This is a genomic window from Paenibacillus sp. 22594 (assembly GCF_052044425.1).
Lineage (GTDB): Bacteria > Bacillota > Bacilli > Paenibacillales > Paenibacillaceae > Paenibacillus_AQ.
This window is the reverse complement of record NZ_JBQENA010000009.1, coordinates 63,011-79,696: the sequence shown is the minus strand read 5'-3', so window position 1 is coordinate 79,696 and position 16,686 is coordinate 63,011. Positions and strand designations below refer to the sequence as shown.

The 16,686-nt window shown below is 52.4% G+C and carries 16 protein-coding genes; 12 read left to right on the top strand and 4 right to left on the bottom strand.

Going from position 1 to position 16,686, the window contains the following annotated elements; genetic code table 11:
- Window positions 1-146: 146 nt before the first annotated feature.
- Window positions 147-614, bottom strand: coding sequence for a MarR family winged helix-turn-helix transcriptional regulator (locus tag ACTJKB_RS24385; protein WP_074086810.1), 468 nt, complete (start codon window positions 612-614; stop codon window positions 147-149).
- Between the two features lie 333 nt (window positions 615-947).
- Here ACTJKB_RS24385 and ACTJKB_RS24380 point away from each other — a divergent pair, with 333 nt between their 5' ends.
- The 5 genes from ACTJKB_RS24380 (at window position 948) to ACTJKB_RS24360 (ending at window position 5,921) form a co-directional block, all read left to right on the top strand.
- Window positions 948-2,252 carry an MFS transporter gene (locus ACTJKB_RS24380; RefSeq protein ID WP_440836941.1) on the top strand — a complete coding sequence of 435 codons (1,305 nt, stop codon included), beginning with the start codon at window positions 948-950 and terminating at the stop codon, window positions 2,250-2,252.
- 123 nt (window positions 2,253-2,375) lie between these two features.
- Entirely contained in the window at window positions 2,376-3,149 is a 774-nt protein-coding gene (locus ACTJKB_RS24375; protein WP_440836940.1) for an ATP-binding cassette domain-containing protein, read from the top strand.
- Entirely contained in the window at window positions 3,146-4,396 is a 1,251-nt protein-coding gene (locus ACTJKB_RS24370) for an ABC transporter permease (protein WP_440836939.1), read from the top strand. Before ACTJKB_RS24375 ends, ACTJKB_RS24370 begins: the two co-directional genes overlap by 4 nt.
- A gap of 99 nt (window positions 4,397-4,495) precedes the next feature.
- Window positions 4,496-5,077: an RNA polymerase sigma factor gene (locus tag ACTJKB_RS24365; protein WP_440836938.1), complete on the top strand. Its 582-nt coding sequence runs from the start codon at window positions 4,496-4,498 to the stop codon at window positions 5,075-5,077.
- Entirely contained in the window at window positions 5,070-5,921 is an 852-nt protein-coding gene (locus tag ACTJKB_RS24360) for an anti-sigma factor domain-containing protein (RefSeq protein ID WP_440836937.1), read from the top strand. The genes ACTJKB_RS24365 and ACTJKB_RS24360 overlap by 8 nt, the downstream gene beginning before the upstream one ends.
- A 479-nt stretch (window positions 5,922-6,400) precedes the next feature.
- Here ACTJKB_RS24360 and ACTJKB_RS24355 read toward each other — a convergent pair whose 3' ends face one another.
- The gene (locus ACTJKB_RS24355) at window positions 6,401-7,672 is read right to left on the bottom strand and encodes an NAD(P)/FAD-dependent oxidoreductase (protein ID WP_440836936.1); all 1,272 of its coding nucleotides are present in this window, start codon (window positions 7,670-7,672) and stop codon (window positions 6,401-6,403) included.
- A 176-nt stretch (window positions 7,673-7,848) separates the two neighbouring features.
- On the opposite strand from ACTJKB_RS24355, the gene ACTJKB_RS24350 reads away from it, so the two are divergent.
- From ACTJKB_RS24350 to nadE, 3 genes are all read left to right on the top strand, one after another.
- Entirely contained in the window at window positions 7,849-9,618 is a 1,770-nt protein-coding gene (locus ACTJKB_RS24350) for a two-component system sensor histidine kinase NtrB (protein WP_440836935.1), read from the top strand.
- A 107-nt stretch (window positions 9,619-9,725) separates the two neighbouring features.
- Window positions 9,726-10,160: a BrxA/BrxB family bacilliredoxin gene (locus ACTJKB_RS24345; RefSeq protein ID WP_074109871.1), complete on the top strand. Its 435-nt coding sequence runs from the start codon at window positions 9,726-9,728 to the stop codon at window positions 10,158-10,160.
- A 132-nt stretch (window positions 10,161-10,292) separates the two neighbouring features.
- Entirely contained in the window at window positions 10,293-11,102 is an 810-nt protein-coding gene (gene nadE / locus ACTJKB_RS24340; RefSeq protein WP_440836934.1) for an ammonia-dependent NAD(+) synthetase, read from the top strand.
- A 75-nt stretch (window positions 11,103-11,177) separates the two neighbouring features.
- On the opposite strand, the gene ACTJKB_RS24335 is transcribed toward nadE, so the two are convergent.
- Window positions 11,178-11,996 (bottom strand): alpha/beta hydrolase family protein, encoded by an 819-nt coding sequence (locus ACTJKB_RS24335; protein WP_440836933.1) that lies wholly within the window; start codon window positions 11,994-11,996, stop codon window positions 11,178-11,180.
- A gap of 232 nt (window positions 11,997-12,228) precedes the next feature.
- Here ACTJKB_RS24335 and acpS point away from each other — a divergent pair, with 232 nt between their 5' ends.
- Both acpS and mutY read left to right on the top strand, forming a co-directional pair.
- A complete protein-coding gene (gene acpS, locus ACTJKB_RS24330) occupies window positions 12,229-12,627 on the top strand; it encodes a holo-ACP synthase (RefSeq protein WP_440836932.1) in 399 nt (132 codons plus the stop codon).
- Between the two features lie 35 nt (window positions 12,628-12,662).
- On the top strand, window positions 12,663-14,063 hold the full coding sequence (gene mutY, locus ACTJKB_RS24325) for an A/G-specific adenine glycosylase (protein ID WP_440836931.1): 1,401 nt from the start codon (window positions 12,663-12,665) through the stop codon (window positions 14,061-14,063).
- A gap of 124 nt (window positions 14,064-14,187) precedes the next feature.
- On the opposite strand, the gene ACTJKB_RS24320 is transcribed toward mutY, so the two are convergent.
- Entirely contained in the window at window positions 14,188-14,796 is a 609-nt protein-coding gene (locus ACTJKB_RS24320) for a superoxide dismutase (RefSeq protein WP_440836930.1), read from the bottom strand.
- Between the two features lie 608 nt (window positions 14,797-15,404).
- Here ACTJKB_RS24320 and ACTJKB_RS24315 point away from each other — a divergent pair.
- On the top strand, window positions 15,405-15,824 hold the full coding sequence (locus tag ACTJKB_RS24315) for a GNAT family N-acetyltransferase (RefSeq protein WP_440836929.1): 420 nt from the start codon (window positions 15,405-15,407) through the stop codon (window positions 15,822-15,824).
- Window positions 15,825-16,067: 243 nt separating this feature from the next.
- Window positions 16,068-16,685: a signal peptidase I gene (gene lepB, locus ACTJKB_RS24310; protein ID WP_440836928.1), complete on the top strand. Its 618-nt coding sequence runs from the start codon at window positions 16,068-16,070 to the stop codon at window positions 16,683-16,685.
- Window position 16,686: the final 1 nt, after the last annotated feature.

Below are 16,686 nucleotides of genomic sequence, written 5' to 3'. Positions count from 1 at the left end.
GAAGAAGTCTGATCCTGGTTATCCCAAAGCTCAAAAAGCACAAAAAACCGGCGGTGCCTCCTGTACGGGAGACACGACCGGTTTCTATTGGTTTAATAATTCCAACTTGAAACGTGAATTGATTCACAACCTCTGAGGCCTGAATCCTACTTCCGGGGAAGCGGAGACAGTTTCTCAGCCTGCAGGCCCATCTTCTTAAGCAGTGTAATCATCTGTTCCTTCTCTTCATCACTCAGTCCGCTAAATGCAAGATGCAGCCGCTCCGAATATTTCGGATACATTTCGTTCATGAGACGTTCGCCTTCTGCGGTTAACTCGGCAAAGATCACCCGGCGGTCGCTTGGGCAGGGTTTGCGCTGCAGGTAGCCGCGTTCTTCCAGCTTGTCGATTACATAGGTAACGTTGCCGCTCTGCAGCAGCAGCTTGGCGCCGATCTGTTGGATAGGCTGTGGTCCCTTGTAGTAGAGGACTTCCATGACAGCGAAAGCCGTAGGATTGAAGCCTTCAATCTTGCTGCCGGTTACGGCATGCTCATTAATGCTCTTGAAAGACTTAGCAAAAACTCGGTACAAATGCAGTGTCAGTTGAGTATCGCGTTCATAGGATTGTATCATGCTTCTCCACCTCTATTGTTAATCGTGAGGGCTTGCCCACACGGTTTGGAATCTTGATTTCGTTGATCTAGCTTTACAATACGTCAAAGAATAGATGTTGAACATGTGATTTGTCACAATGAGCACACTTTTAATTATTAAAAATCAAACAATTTTTTACGGGTGCACAAAAGCTGTGAACATTTTGCAGATTACCGCAATCCGTCTCTAGAAGGAGTGGGAAATCAGCCTCAGGCGCAGCAGGTAATTACAGCCAGGGTTCGATGAACCTTCCTGTGCAATTCCTTATTATGGTTACAGTAGATAACCAATTGTACGGGGAGCGGATGAAGAATGAAAGAAAATCAGGGAAATGCGGCACAGGCAGTGAAACTCACGGCCAACAAGCCATTTGTAGTGCTAATCACAGCACAGCTGGTATCCAATATAGGGGATTGGCTGCATATTCTGGCCTTGCTCACTATGGTTGGACTGAAGTGGCAGGCGTCACCTTGGGAGATAACAGCTGTGTCCTTATGCATGGCAGTACCGATGCTTCTAGGGGGGCCGTTCGCAGGATACTTAAGTGATGTGATGGACCGCAAAGCAATCATGATCGGGTCTGATCTGGTGCGCGCCGGGATTGTGGCTTGTCTGGTATTTGCAGGCTCTCTTTGGCAAGTCTATGTCCTGCTTCTGGCAAAGGGAGTTCTGGATGTGATGTTCTCTCCGGCCAAAAGCGGCAAGCTAAAGGAGCTTGTGCCGCCTGAACAAATGGATCAAGCGGTAGCGCTCAGCTCCTCCATAGAGCAGATTACCAAAATTATCGGTCCAGCGATTGGAGGCTTGCTCGTTGCGGCCGTCGGTATTTCCGCCTGCTACATGATTGATTCGGTGAGCTATATCGTTTCGGCGGTCATCCTGCTGGGGCTGCCGCGCGCGGGGATGTTCAAGACAGACAGAGTGAATGAAGATGCTGAAACGCCAAAGCTTCGCCATTCCTTCCGCAAGGAAGCTGGTGCGGGGCTCAGGTTGATTGCCGGAATGCCGGTGGTGCTCAGTGGAGTCGTGATGATTGTAGCAGCCTTGCTGGTGCTTCAGGTTGCTGATTCCCAGACCGTGACTCTGTTCCGGGAAATCCCCGGAGTGAATGCTGATTTGCTGGGCTGGTGCGTAGCTGCCAGCGGTTTCGGCACTCTGCTCTCGGCTCTCGTAGTGGGACGGATGGGCAGCAGCAAACGTCCGCTTGTGTTCATGGCAACCGGTACGATTCTCATGGGCTCTGTATTTGCGAATGCCGCTCTTGTGACTGCTTACGGACAGGCAGGCCTCTGGATGAATATGATATTGTTCGGTTCGTTTATTCTCGCCGGTGTCGGCGCAGGCTTCGTGCTTATCCCTTTCAACTCGATGCTGCAGCGCCGGACACCGGAAGCTTATACGGGCCGGGTATTCGGAATCGTGGGCAGTCTGACCAGTGCGGCGGTTATTCTGGGACCGGTAGCTGGTGGGGCATTAGTGACAGTTTCCGGCCCGGTCACGGCTTTCATTGTCTCGGGTGTGCTAGCAGCTCTGCTTGGAGCGTCGCTGCTTTTCCTGCGGCCGGGAATCGAAAAAAGAGACAAGGCGGCGCACGCCCTTGAACAATCAGTAGCTTAAACGGACTGTCCGCCGAACTAAGCTGGTACAGGGTGGCTGAGGGTGATATGATCGGATTACCGGAGTGTATCCGGCAGGCGGTGGTATACGCCAGCTATTATGGTTTAGGAGATGGAGAGCTGTATGGAAGAGACGGAAGCACCGCAGGTACAGGAGCTTGGATCAATTGGAGATCATGAACAGGAGAGTACGGAACAGGACATTGTACTGGATGTCTATATTGAAGAAGCGGGCTATGAAGCAGGCGATAAGAGAATATCCAATATCTCTTTCCAGGTACAGCAAGGCCAGCTGCTGGGTTTGATTGGCCCTAACGGAGCGGGAAAGAGCACCACAATCAAGACCCTCCTGGGTCTGCTGAAGCATGCCAAAGCCCAGGTGAAGCTTGGCGGAGAGAACAAATCTTATGCTTACGTGCCGGAGCAGCCCGTATTTTATGAGGATCTGACGTTGTGGGAGCATCTGGATCTGGCTGCAGCCGCTTATGGCTTATCCTACGAAACCTTTGAGGCCACAGCCGAAAAGCTTCTGTCCCAGTTCGGTATGGAACAGGTGCGCAATGATCTTCCGGCAGGTTTCTCCAAGGGTATGAAACAAAAAATGATGCTGATGCTGGGCTTTCTGGTCCAGCCTGATGTCTATATTGTGGATGAGCCGTTCATCGGGCTTGATCCGCGTGCGACGAAGGATTTCCTTCGTCTCCTGGAAGCTGAGCGCAAGCGCGGAGCCGGGGTACTGATGTCAACGCATGTGCTGGACACTGCCGAAAAAATCTGTGACAGCTTCGTGCTGATCTCCGGAGGGAGAATGACAGCAACGGGGACACTGGAAGATATCCGCACTCAGGCGGGATTGCCGGAGGCGTCTTTGTTTGATTGCTTCGACGAACTGACATGAGTAGGAGTGCATTTGCTTTTCCCACAGCACGGAAGCTGTTCCGGCGGCGGCTGTTCTCCCATTTTCGCGAGCAATCCGCGATCATCCGTACAGCTGCGGACTGGACGGTACTGCTGTATATTATCATTCCAGGCGGTTTGCTGGGCGGACGGTTCTATTATGGCTTCTGGAACCAAGAGCTGCCTGCATGGGCAGCAGATTTACCCTTTGTAATCATTCTCGCGCTGCTGGCAATCCTGGTAGCCACCGGAGGCCTGGTTCTGCTCCTGCAGGAAGGGGATCTGTTATTCCTCAGGCAACGGGAGGACTGGATCCGGACGATTGTGCTGCGGGGAACACTCTACAGTCTCGTAGTCACAGCGCTGAAGATGGCTGCGCTGTATGTCATTCTGCTGCCCTTCATCGTCCATGGTTACAGCATTAGTCCGGCTGCGGCCTGGGCACTGCTTGCCATGACGATTGCCTGCAGCTGGTGTGTCAAGCTGCTCGGGCATATCGTCAAGGTCCAGCGGCAGGGCTTCCGCCGCTGGTTATGGCTGATTCCTGCGGTTACCGTACCCTGTGCCGTCTATATCCGGGCCGGACTGTACTTCAAGGACAGCCCTCTGCTTCTGCTGCTGGCCACCGCCCTGTTTGCGGCAGTGACAGCCTGGGCTATCCGCTATCGCTTGCGTTTGCGCGGCACCTTCATGAATGATGTGCGCGAAGACTACAAGCAGCGGATGAGAATCGCTGCGCTGATGCTGCGCGGGGTGCTCGATAAACCGCGGCCTACGCGGTACAAGCCGTGGATCTTCCGGAAATCACAGCCGCTGCTGAAGTCTACGCAGCCGGAGAGCCGGTTCACAGCGGCTGCTATCAAAGCATTGGTGCGGAACCCGTCCCATTTGAAGCTGTATCTGGCATTTACCGGAGTGGGATTGGTAGCGGTGTTCATTGTTCCATCTGTGTTGAAGTGGCTGATCTTTGCGCTGCTGATCGCATTAATGTCCTACTGGCTGTCTTCCTTCTGGCTGCTGTTTTCAGGGGATGACTACATTGGGATTTTACCATTTACCAAAGAACAAAAAGCAGAGGCGGGAGCCAAGGCGCTGCCGCTCATGCTGATGCCGTTTGCCCTGCTGTGCTCGGCGGCCATCTGTCTGCCGCTGTATGGCTGGCTCGGACTGCTGCTGTTTATTCCTATTGGCGGCGGGGCCGGATATCTGATAGCCAATATGTTCAGCGCATTCCGTTTTGCCAGATGACAACAGCTGTAAACCGGATTTTTTCCGAATAAAAGTAATCCTCTTCAAAGTTTCCCGCGAAGGTTAATATAGAGGGAGATTAATGAGAGGGGTTCCCTTATGACAGAAGCTCTGGATGACAGAGAGTTGATGAAACGCATTGGAGACAAGGAACCTGCGGCGCTGGAAAACCTCTATGACCGTTATGAAAAGGTGATATACTCCTTTGCTTACAGGATGGTACAGGACGCCATGGCAGCCGAGGAGGTTGTGCAGGAGCTGTTTCTGCGTGTATGGACGCATAGTGAGCGGTATGATGAATCCCAGGGCAAGCTGACAACCTGGATGTTCGCGCTCACGCGCAATATAGCGGTAGATATGCTGCGTCGCAAGTCGGTCAGGGACCGGGGAGTACCTGTGGAAGACGCTGCGCTGCATGCCGTGGCTGACGAGTCCTTGGAACCTGCTGTGGTTGTTGAGATGAGAACGGAAGGCCAACGCATGCGTGAGGTACTGGCAGAGCTTAGCCGCGATCAAATGCAGGTCATTGACTCCATTTATTATGGAGGCATGACGCAGCAGGAGGTTGCGGCGAGGTACAATATTCCGCTGGGGACGGTCAAAAGCCGCGTGCGGCTGGCCCTGAAACAGCTGAAGAGACATTTTAAGGCTCAGGAAAGGAGGGAAGGCTACCATGGATGAAGCGGACAATCAAATCTGTGAATGGGCAGAGCTGTATGCGCTGGGCGGGCTGGACGAAGAGCAACGGCTGGAGTTTGAGACGCACTTGACGGGCTGTGCGGATTGCCGGAAGGTAGTGGAAGAGCTGAGAGAGATCGTGGATGTGCTGCCGCTCGCTTCGGAGGAATTGTCACCGCCTGATGGGATGAAGGAGCGTGTGCTGGGCAGGGTGCTGTCTGCGAAAGGGAGCATGAAGACATCCCTTGCAGATGCTCTGGAACGGAACACCGTACGCGGTGCTCATGCTCATGAAACCATAGTGCCATCGGCTCCCGCACCGGAAACTCCTTTCTCTCCGTCAGCTGGAAATGTGAAGATAACTCCGTTGAGCCGCAACAGCCTTTTGCGCGGTGCATGCGCTATATTGGCTGTAGCTGCAGCAGCGCTTGCCATCTATTCCGTTTCCCTGCAGCGGGATGTCAGCGGGCTGAAGAAGCAGCTTGCACTGACCGGAGCCCCTTCCACTGAGCTAAAAGTAAATGAGGTGGTCCAGCTTGGTCCTGCGGCACAGGACATTGTGGCCAAGGGCCTCGCGACAATCGTTATTGATGCCAAAGGCACCCATCTGCTGGTACAGGCGGAGAAGCTGCCTGAACTTAGTGGAAGTGAGGCATTCCAGGTCTGGCTGATCAAGGGCGATGTTAAGAAAAGCGCCGGAACCTTCCTGTCTTCCGCGGGGACAGGTGCGATGTACTATACCTTTGATCCCCAGGGCTATGATACCGTGGCAATTACACTTGAACCGGATGGGCAGGGGGAGCAGCCCAGAGGGCGGCCTATACTCATCGCTAAGATTGAAGGGTAACCGCTGCCCGCAGCTAAGCCCTCAGATCACTAGTAGAGCATCAGTTCTAAATCTGTGAGTAAGATCAGACCCGCTGTGATTCGGTGAGGAGAATTAACATGAAGCGAGTCCGATCCACATGGACCGTAAAGCCTTTATTTTCAAGAAAGAGATACTTTTAACCGGCTAACGGACCGTGATGCGCTTATCGTCTCTCCATCAGGCTTTTATAGGTTGATTATCCGCATATAAAGGCTCTGGTGTCCGTTACACCCAGCTAGACTCACCAATCAGGCTATATTCAATCCGTAGGAATGGTACACCTGACGTGTGATATCTCCACGTCTTCATCCGTTCCGGTAGATCTGTGCTCGAACTCCACCGTTTAGAGTAAGATACTCTACTAGGAAGTTATCAAACCCCAAAAGCCAGCCTCCTAAGCAAACGGAGGCTGGCTTTTTACATTCAAGACAAATCTGCCGGAAGTGGGGTGCGGAGGGTTATTCCCCGTGCTGCCCGGCCGCATGCATGCCCGCCGTATATCCCGTGGAGAACGCGGCGGTAATATTGTACCCGCCGGTATATCCGTGGATATCCAGTATTTCGCCGCAGAAGAACAGTCCCTGCATCAGTTTCGATTCCATGGTCCGGGGATCAATTTCCTTCAGGTTGACGCCGCCTCCAGTAACAAAAGCTTCAGCCAGAGAACGGGTGCCATGCACCTGAACCGGCATCCGCTTCAGAAGCGCCGCAAGCGACTGCAGCCCGGTTTTGGGCAGATGATGTCCGGTAGTATCGCCATCCAGTCCAGTCTTAGCCAGCAGCAGGGGAATCATCCGTTCCGGCAGCAGGCCCTTCAGCGAGTTGCGGATGGCCTTTTTCGGCTCCAGCTCCAGCTTGTTCTGCAGCTGCTCCTCCATCTCCTGCGGGTTCAGGTCAGGGAAAAGGTCGATGGACAGCTCTACGGTGTCGGTTCCCGATTTGCGCTGAACCTGGCGCAGGAACTGGCTGCAGCGCAGCGCAATCGGCCCGGAGAGGCCGAAATGGGTGAAGATCATGTCGCCCCGGTGGGCAATGACCCGCTTGCCCTTCGGATTCCAGACCGTCAGTGTTACATCCCGTAGGGACAAGCCCTGCAGTTCCCCTGATTTAATCCATTCCTCCCGCGACAGGATAGGCACTTCCGTAGGGAACAGTTCCGTGATTGTGTGCCCGGCGGCCTCGGCCCAGGGATATCCATCCCCGGTGGAGCCGGTCTGGGGCACGGATTTGCCGCCGGTGGCGATGACCACGGCGCTCGCGCTGAGCGTTTTGCCCGATGTCAATCGAACGCCTTTCACTGTCCCATTTCCATAGAGAACGTCCGCCACCGGACTGTCGGTTATAATCTCTACACCAAGGCTTCGCACTTTGCCGATGAGCGCTGAGACGACGCTTGAAGCTTTATCGGATACGGGAAACATCCGCCCGTTGTCTTCTTCTTTCAGGGCAATCCCCAGATTCTCAAAAAATTCGATAATATCCTGATTGTTGAAATGATCAAATGCGCTGTACAGGAACCGGCCGTTGCCGGGAATATGGGAGATCAGCTCGGAGGTCTCTTTGATATTGGTCACATTGCAGCGTCCTCCTCCGGAAATCCCTAGCTTCCGTCCAAGCTTGGCCCCTTTATCAATCAGCAGAACTGCCGCTCCATGCCCGGCAGCAGCCACACTGGCCATAAGCCCCGAAGGTCCGCCTCCGATGATAATTACATCATAGTTACTGCTCATAAATCTGCTCCTTTACATGTGAAGACACGATGCAAACTGTGCACCCTTTATGGCATCATACCATTCTCGCCACGGCTGGGCCAGAGACCCCGAGGGCGAGGCGGTGAATTCCATTGTCAGGATTGCAAGGTTGTGATTTAATCAAATGGAATAGGGTGATTTGTCCAATTTGGGGAGTGATTGCAATTATTTACGCGGTAAAGGATATTTTATTGCAAATAACATCTGCCTGCTCCTTTCTGTTCATGTTCCAGTGGTGGCTTGATCAGAGCCATATGGTTCGCAGAAACGGGAAATTCCCGGATGACCAATCCTTTTTGATTATCAGTTGTGCACTAAGTATTGTGTTCTGCATGATTCTGTCCACAACGCTGTTTGGTGTGATCTATCTGAATTTAGCTATTATACCGGCTTACATCGGCGTTCTATACGCTGGATTCCGTTCGGGGGTCAGCTTGGTCATATTTTTTGTACTATGCACTATATTATTCTCGGAGCCTTCCGGTATCAGCAATCTGGTGCTGAACACAGGGGTGCTGCTGTATCCGCTGCTGTTTGGCATGGCGAAGCCGTTCAAGAACGGCAAGACGCTAAGCAAAATTGCCATCCTCTGGGGTGTACTGTTTCCGAGCATGCTGTTTATTGTCCTTGCACCCAAAATGCATGGGCACAGCCTGTATGATACCCCATCCAAAGAAGTGGGTGTGGCCGTACTCTACCTGTTGGTCTCGGTGGTCCTGGGCGGCAGCTTTATTTACTTTATCGAAACCGCTTGGGACCGGATGGAGATCCAGAAACAGATGAAAGGAATCTCTGAAAAGCTGGAAAGGGAATCGGAGAGGCTGCAGCAGATTACCGATGTCGTGCCGGTCAGTATTATGTCTCTGGATGATGCGGGCTGTGTAACCGAACTTAATGAATGTATGCTGAACCTTTTCCGCCAGCATGATCCTCTGATTACAAAAGAGGCCATTCTAGGCCGGAGGGCAGAGCGGCTGCTCTGCAAAGAGTCGGATAGCCAGATCTTAAAGCGTATGGCGGATAACGTATTGCACAAACAACGGTACAACGAGAAACTTCACTATGATTCCAGGATTTATGATGTATTTTCTGCACCGCTGCAGCAAGGATTGGGGGGCACATCCGGAGGAAGGGTTGTGATTGTCCAGGACCTGACCGAGGAAGAGAAATTTCGCAGTGAACTGGATCATGTGGAGCGGCTGACCCTGGTTGGGCAGATGGCGGCGGGAATTACCCATGAAATCCGCAATCCGATGGCGGTGGTGCGCGGATTTCTGCAGCTCATGCGGGAAAAAAGCCCCGGAGAGATGGACTCGTATTATCAGATTATTATGGAAGAGCTGGACCGGGCCAACAGCATTATCAATGACTTTCTCTCCCTTGCCCAGAGCCGGATATCGAACAAGGAGACTGTTCAGCTGCATCATATTATAGAAGAACTATCCCCGCTTCTCTGGGCGGATGCCAATCTCCGTGGTCAAAGCGTGGAGCTGAGATTATGTCCGTCCCTCCCGCTGCTTCAACTCAACCCCAGGGAAATCAAGCAGCTTATCCTTAATCTGGCCCGCAATGGAATGGAAGCGATGGAGTCTAAAGGGGTTCTGTATCTGGAGACGCGTATCCATGAGGACAAGGTGGAGCTGGTCATACAGGATACAGGAAGCGGGATTCCGCAGAGTCAGCTGGAGAAGTTATTTGTGCCTTTTTACACAACAAAAAGTCAGGGGACGGGCCTCGGTCTTCCGCTTTGCCTAAGCATTGCCGAGCGGCATCATGGCAGTATTACAGTAGATTCCCAAGAAGGCAAAGGTACGGCTTTTATCGTTTCTTTTCCTTATGGGCAGGAGGTCAGCCAGGAAGCTGCCGCCGCAAAGGAAACCTCTTATTTTCCCCCCAGCGATATCCCTCCCGGCCAAGAACTGTGAGGCCGGTTCTGCTTGCTTTCACAGAGTATGTATGTATAATAAAGTTAGTAAATCCTGCTGCAATGCGGTTTTGACAAATATTTTAAGGATAAAGGAGAGTGCATTGAATGTCCATGTCATTTAATCAATATATGAAGGATTCCATCCAGCCCATGCGCGATGATCTGACAAGCATCGGGTTTCAGGAGCTTTTGACTCCGGAAGAGGTGGAAGCAGCTCTTCCTGCCTCCAAAGGTACCTCACTAGTTGTTGTTAATTCGGTCTGCGGCTGTGCCGCCGGTCAATGCCGTCCGGGTGTAGCTCAGGCGCTGCAGAACGAGATCCTGCCGGATCACCTGTTCACCGTATTCGCCGGCCAAGAGAAAGAAGCAACAGCCAAAGCGCGTGAGTACTTTGCGCCGTATCCGCCTTCTTCGCCTTCCATTGCGCTGATGAAGGATGGGGAGCTTGTTCACTTCATCGAACGTCACGGTGTTGAAGACCGTTCGGCTGCTGAAATTGCTGCTGAGCTGAAGGATGTATTCAACCGCTTGTGTCAATAAAATAATGCCAGCATTACTCGGTCTCGCAGGCTGCCGGAAGTCCGGTTGTCTGCGGGACTTTTTTGAAAATATATAAATTGATGTTTCATACAAGAATAACCGCAGCTATGCTGCGAATCGGGGTGTACGTACTTGAGTATGCAGGAAGAGATAATTGCCGCCCTCGGTGTTAAGCCATCTATTGATGTGGAGGCGGAAGTCCGGAAACGGGTGGATTTTTTGAAAGCGTATGTACTGGAAGCAGGGGCAAAAGGGCTGTTGATCGCGATTAGCGGCGGGGTAGACAGTGCGGTAGCTGCAGGTCTGTGCAAAAGGGCAACGGATGAGCTTACAGACGGGGAAGGCAAGGAATATATCACACTTGGCGTGTTCCAGCCTTATGGCGAACAGGAGGATATTGCCCACAGTTATGCGGTAGCAGAGGCCTTTGCATTGACGCATAAGGTAGAGACCAATATCGAGGAAGCGGTCAATGAGATTGCCCTTGAGGTGGAACACAGCCTGAAATCGCTTGGGCAGCACCGTCACATCACCCATCAGGGCAAAGGCAATGTGAAGGCCAGAACGCGCATGGTGATGCAGTATGCGCTGGCCTTTGAGAACAATCTGCTGGTAGTAGGAACAGACCATGCTTCCGAGGCCATAACCGGCTTCTATACCAAATGGGGCGATGGTGCCGTGGACATTACACCGCTGTCTTCGCTGAACAAGCGTCAGGTGCGCCAGCTGGCTGCATTCCTGGGTGTGCCTGCAGACATCGTCACCAAAGCGCCGACAGCAGGCCTATGGCCGGGACAGACGGATGAGGCGGAGCTGGGCATCACCTATGAGGAGAATAGCGATTACCTGGAAGGCAAACTGGTCAGTTCTGAAGCCGCCAGGAAGCTTGAAAGCTATTACCGGAGAACAGCGCATAAGCGTAATGTGATTCCTGGGATCTGAAAAAGGGGTTATATCAAAAACCGCCGGGCCGCTGCCTTCAATCGCAGCCGCTCCGGCGGTTCTTCATGTGATTAGCTACTCCGCCAGAATACGTCCAATGAACGTCTTGGAAGCATCAATCGCCTGCTCCAGCCCGGGAGTAGTCCCGGCAAAAGGATGAACGGTGCCAAAGGTATGATTGCCTCCGGGAATTTGCACCCATTCAATATCCGGCCGTAAAAGGGTCAATTGTTCTGAACCGCGGCGCAGCCGCTCCCCATCCTCACTTCCCTGGATCAGGACGACCGGGAAGCTGGCCTGCTTCATCCGTTCCAGGATGTTGTAGCGTTCGGCTTGCTGTTCCAGATCTTCTAGAATTATAGCATCCAGCGGCATTTGCTGACCTGTACGTCCATTGAGCACGTAGGTCCGGCCCTTCGCTCTCATGTCACGCTTTTGGTCTTCTGTGAGCAAATCGATACTAGTGACACCGTTCCAGGAGATCACGCCGGTAATTGCCTCGGGATGATCGAGAGCGTAGAGCAGACATATCCCGCCTCCTAGGCTGTGTCCGAGCAGAAATACGGGCAGACCTCCAAATTTGTGATGCTGGCTGAGGTAGGAGAGCAGAATTTCCAAATCTCTGATCTCACGTTGACCCGTGTTGCGGGCGAACTTCTCCAGCTCGGTGAAGTTTTGCAGATCCTCGCCAATTCCGGCATGCGAGAAGTTGAAGGTGACGACCTCATGCTCATCACTAAGCGCCTCTGCAGTATAAGGAAACATTCCCCAATCCTTGAAGCCCTTGTAGCCATGGGCAATGACAACCAGGCTTCTAGCTTTGCCTCGGGACGGGAAATGGGAACAACGCAGGACAGCATCCTCACCTGCGGGCAGTTCGAAATTACGGGGCATAGGGCAATCTCCCTTTCCTTGCGAAATAGACTTCAGCGGCTTTTTCTTTTAAGATAGCAGAAAGCTTGCACCAAGACTATAATTTATACTATTCCATACAAAGGTTGAAAGACTTCTGTCCAGTATGAGATTATAGTCTTTCTGTAGGAAGATCATACCATTAGCACGCGGTTAAGGATAGAAGGCAATATGAGGCAGTCCATGACTGCAGGAGCATGAGGGGCGTGAAGTATTGATATACGGAATCGGACATGATGTGCTGGAAATCGGGCGGATTGTAAGGATAACAGACGGTAATTTGGGACACCGGTTTATCCGCCGGATTCTTACCGGGCAGGAGCTGGTACTGGCCAGAAGCAGGGGCGGGAAGGCAGCCGAGTTCATAGCCGGACGATTCTCGGCCAAAGAAGCGGTAGTTAAGGCGTTCGGATGCGGAATTGGGCATACCTTAGGCTTTCAGGATATTGAAATTCTGCCGGATGCCCAGGGCAAGCCGGTAGCCTCACTCTCCGCTGCGGCATGGGCCCGGCTGATGCTGCCGGAACCGGATTATGCCATCCACCTTACCATTACGCACAGCCGCGATTTGGCCTCGGCATTCGTTGTGGTGGAGCGGTTGCCGGCCCATTAAAATAGTCTAATAAATGAACGGCAAGGAGAATAACCATGACAACACATGAACAACAAGGTACAGCACAGCAGGAAGCCAAGTTATTCTTCAGCCGGTTCCTGCTGGAATGGTATCAGGGTCAAAAACGGGATTTGCCGTGGCGGCGCCACCGGAATCCTTATTATATCTGGATTTCGGAGATTATGCTGCAGCAGACCCGGGTGGATACGGTGATTCCATATTTCAACCGTTTTATTGAGCGTTTTCCCACGGTGGAGTCGCTGGCCGATGCCCCTGAAGAAGAAGTGCTGAAGTGCTGGGAGGGACTCGGCTACTATTCGCGTGCCCGGAATCTGCAGCATGCCGCCAAGCAGGTGAAAGAGCAGTATGGCGGGCAGGTTCCGAATGACCGCGACGCCGTATTTGGCCTCAAAGGCGTAGGCCCTTACACAGCAGGAGCTATCCTCAGCATTGCCTTTAACCGGCCGGAGCCGGCGGTGGACGGCAATGTGATGCGGGTATTGTCCCGGTATTTCCTCATTGAAGATGATATCGCCAAGGGACCTACCCGTGTTGCCATGGAGCGCCTGGCGGCAGAGCTGATTCCTGAAGGCGAAGCCTCGCATTTCAACCAGGCGCTGATGGAGCTTGGCGCGCTTGTATGCACGCCGAAATCACCGCGCTGCCTTCCATGCCCGGTGATGGAGCACTGCGCTGCGCGGCTGGCGGGCTGCGAGACATCGCTGCCCGTCAAGACCAAGGCCAAGCCGCCGCGCCCCGAGGAGCGGCTGGCGGCCCTGGTGGAGGGCCGCGGCGAGCACGCGGGCCGGGTGCTCATCCGGCAGCGGCCATCCAGCGGGCTTTTAGCCCGCATGTGGGAGCTGCCGCACTGGCCTGCGCCGCCTGCAGAGGGCGGCGCAGCAGGCGCGCTGCTGCCGGAGGCCGCGGCGCTGGACCGGCTGCGCCGGTCCCTGAGGCAGGCCGGGATTCCCGCCCGGCCTGCCGAGCACTGGATGGCTGCGGAGCATACATTCAGCCATATTGTGTGGACCCTGCAGGTATACCGCTGCAGGGAAGAGGACGTCCGCGCGCTGCCGCTGGCGGCGGAAGGGCGGACGGCGTATGCCGCTGGGCAGTCCCAGGGTGCCGGGGATGCCGGTCTGCCTGACGCCACCGGCAGAGCGGAGCGGCCTGCTGATGGCGATGACGTACCGGTTGGGAACCCTGTAACGGGAAACGGCCTTGCAGGCTTGTACTCTGCAGCTTCTCCAGGGCTATTCGCTGAGGACAGCGTATCTGTAGAGCCATTCGCCGACGGCAGCGGAAGTCCTGAGGATGGCGGGGCGGTACGATGGATCAATCGTGAGGATATGGCCAATTACGCCTTTCCCAATGTTTTTTTGAAGCTGCTGAATCACTATTTTGATGAGCAAGATTCCAATCAGGTGAACGGTTGAATGTCGCATATTACATGATATACAGCAAAAAACGGGTACCCTCCTTAATAGGAGGGTACCCGTCTTCGTATATACAGGTGCAGCATCATTGCACTGCACGAAGCGGCGCCAGGGCCGCTTTTACTTATTTTGCGCTGTCGTAGCGTTTGCCGACTTCTTCCCAGTTGACTACATTCCAGAAAGCTTTGATGTAATCAGGGCGTTTATTTTGGTAGTTCAAGTAGTAGGCATGTTCCCAAACGTCAAGACCGAGGATAGGTGTTGCGCCTTCACTGATCGGGTTGTCCTGGTTAGGTGTGCTTGTTACAGCCAGTTTGCCGTCCTTAACAACGAGCCAAGCCCAGCCGCTGCCGAAACGGGTAGTTGCTGCAGTAGCGAAATCTTCCTTGAATTTATCGAACCCGCCCAGTTCGCTGTCGATGGCTGCGGCCAGTGCGCCGGTTGGTGCGCCGCCGCCATTTGGTCCGATAACTTCCCAGAACAGAGTGTGGTTGGCGTGTCCGCCGCCGTTATTGCGGACTGCAGTGCGGATCGCTTCAGGTACTGCGTTCAGGTCAGTAAGGAGTTCCTCGATGCTCTTGTTCTGCAGTTCGGGTGCCTTTTCCAGAGCGGCGTTCAGATTCGTCACGTATGTGTTATGGTGCCTGTCATGGTGAATCTCCATCGTCAATGCGTCGATGTGCGGTTCGAGAGCGTTGTTCGGATAAGGAAGTGCCGGTAATTGAAATGCCATGGAAAAATCCCTCCTGAGTGTTATTAGAATTTGTATAGATAAAGAATTTTGGCGGTCTTGACGTCAAAACCCCTTATTTCCGATGAACCTTATTTCCGATGAACCTTATAGGTTATGTACCCGATAAGATACTATTATTAAACCGTATCTGGAACAATAATGCAACATTAAACAAACATTAATGTTTGTAAAGTTAAAACTATGAAAATCAAACCACATGTGTTAACGCTGTGTTAAGATCGTAAGGGGCTGCTCGCGGCACTCGTTTACATGGCCTTAACGCCCTATTTAACGAATTTCTGTAACATAATTCTATGTAAACGCTTTATATCAAGCGCTTTCAAAAGAAAAATGATGATATCGCCAGAAAAGTATGCTTTAATAGACTTAAAAGCAGGTATTCCTCGTTTTTTGAAGTTTAAAGAAGCTATGAACTGTTTAACATTAGGTTAATACTTCTTTAGTCGCATGAAAAGCTACTACTTAAGACAGATTCGGCGACTTCTTCGAAAGGCAATTTTTTGCTTTTCTTTTTTTCCTCTCCACGCTGTTACGGGAACTCCTTCTTTTTGTTAAATTCTAAGCCATAGAAAAGGGAGATTTAAAGAATGCACGTTCGTTCCTTTCAATTAAGCGACGTTACCCCTGTGACTGAACTGCTGCAGACCGCATTATCGGAAGAATGTTTCGAGAGCACTATCGAGCCTTTCTCCAGGCAGCTTTCATGGGATTCAGATCTCATTGTTGTTGCCGAGGATGAAGGAGAGATTGTTGGTGCGCTGATTGGTACGATCGAGAAGAATCACGGCTGCTATTTCCGCATTGCCGTTCATCCCGACTACCGCCGCAGAGGAATTGGCAGAGGTCTTGTATCGGCGATGGAACACAAGTTTCAGGCCCGCAAGGTCAGTGGTATTTTTGTAGCGGTTGATGAGCATAATTCATTTGCGCTGCCGCTGTATGAAGCCATGGGTTATGGCGAGGATCAAATCTTCAAGTCAGTACGGAAGCTCAGCATTGTCGGATAAGGAACTTTGATTCCGGTGCTGCGTAAGCGGAAACATTTTCTAGAGTAGAGAACTATAGCAATGGTTACGTCTTCAATGATTATGAGTAGGATTACATGCTTATTTTAGGATTGAGTACGTGCTTGCATAGTCTGATTCATTATACTGAAGCATATCTTCCCACAGTCCATTGCAAATGGCCGGGAGATATGCTTTTCTATTGTTATGGACTTGAATAACCAATGAGAAGCAAGAAGGTGGCCTATGAACCAGGAGCTTAAAGAAGATTTCATGCGGAGCCGCCGGCAGAGATACCGATCCGTTACCCATGGGAAACCCGGCTCTGCACCGGGACGGGGCTGGGTCCGTGATCTGCGGGACTTACTCTTTACTGCCGCAGTTATTTTCGCGTTGATGTCACTGCTCAATATATTTGTGTTCAACGTCTCAACGGTTATCGGCCAGTCCATGCAGCCAACGCTGCTGGAGGGCGAGAAATTGATTATTAACAAGATCTCACTAGTCTTTGCCAGTCCAGGGCGTGGAGATGTGATTGTTCTTCATGACCCAAGCACCGGACCAGACCGCAAGGAATACTTGGTGAAACGGGTCATCGGGATACCTGGTGACAAGGTAGAAGTGCGGAACCATAAGCTATATGTGAACGGCAAGCTTAAGGCTGAGCCCTATGTGGATACGGAAATACAAGACCCGGATTTTGCCCAGCTTACCCTTGATAAGGGAACCTATTTTGTGATGGGGGATAACCGGCATGCGGGGGCAAGCAAGGACAGCCGGTATTTTGGTGCCGTTTCGCAGGACCTTCTGGTCGGCAAGGCTGCGTTTATCTGGTGGCCCTTTGGCAAGGCAAGTGCATTATAAG

Excerpts from the sequence above, each read along its gene's own strand:
- ACTJKB_RS24385 (WP_074086810.1), bottom strand. The coding sequence starts at position 614 with ATGATACAATCCTATGAACGCGATACTCAACTGACACTGCATTTGTAC.
- ACTJKB_RS24380 (WP_440836941.1), top strand. The coding sequence starts at position 948 with ATGAAAGAAAATCAGGGAAATGCGGCACAGGCAGTGAAACTCACGGCC.
- ACTJKB_RS24375 (WP_440836940.1), top strand. The coding sequence starts at position 2,376 with ATGGAAGAGACGGAAGCACCGCAGGTACAGGAGCTTGGATCAATTGGA.
- ACTJKB_RS24370 (WP_440836939.1), top strand. The coding sequence starts at position 3,146 with ATGAGTAGGAGTGCATTTGCTTTTCCCACAGCACGGAAGCTGTTCCGG.
- ACTJKB_RS24365 (WP_440836938.1), top strand. The coding sequence starts at position 4,496 with ATGACAGAAGCTCTGGATGACAGAGAGTTGATGAAACGCATTGGAGAC.
- ACTJKB_RS24360 (WP_440836937.1), top strand. The coding sequence starts at position 5,070 with ATGGATGAAGCGGACAATCAAATCTGTGAATGGGCAGAGCTGTATGCG.
- ACTJKB_RS24355 (WP_440836936.1), bottom strand. The coding sequence starts at position 7,672 with ATGAGCAGTAACTATGATGTAATTATCATCGGAGGCGGACCTTCGGGG.
- ACTJKB_RS24345 (WP_074109871.1), top strand. The coding sequence starts at position 9,726 with ATGTCCATGTCATTTAATCAATATATGAAGGATTCCATCCAGCCCATG.
- ACTJKB_RS24335 (WP_440836933.1), bottom strand. The coding sequence starts at position 11,996 with ATGCCCCGTAATTTCGAACTGCCCGCAGGTGAGGATGCTGTCCTGCGT.
- mutY (WP_440836931.1), top strand. The coding sequence starts at position 12,663 with ATGACAACACATGAACAACAAGGTACAGCACAGCAGGAAGCCAAGTTA.
- ACTJKB_RS24320 (WP_440836930.1), bottom strand. The coding sequence starts at position 14,796 with ATGGCATTTCAATTACCGGCACTTCCTTATCCGAACAACGCTCTCGAA.
- ACTJKB_RS24315 (WP_440836929.1), top strand. The coding sequence starts at position 15,405 with ATGCACGTTCGTTCCTTTCAATTAAGCGACGTTACCCCTGTGACTGAA.
- lepB (WP_440836928.1), top strand. The coding sequence starts at position 16,068 with ATGAACCAGGAGCTTAAAGAAGATTTCATGCGGAGCCGCCGGCAGAGA.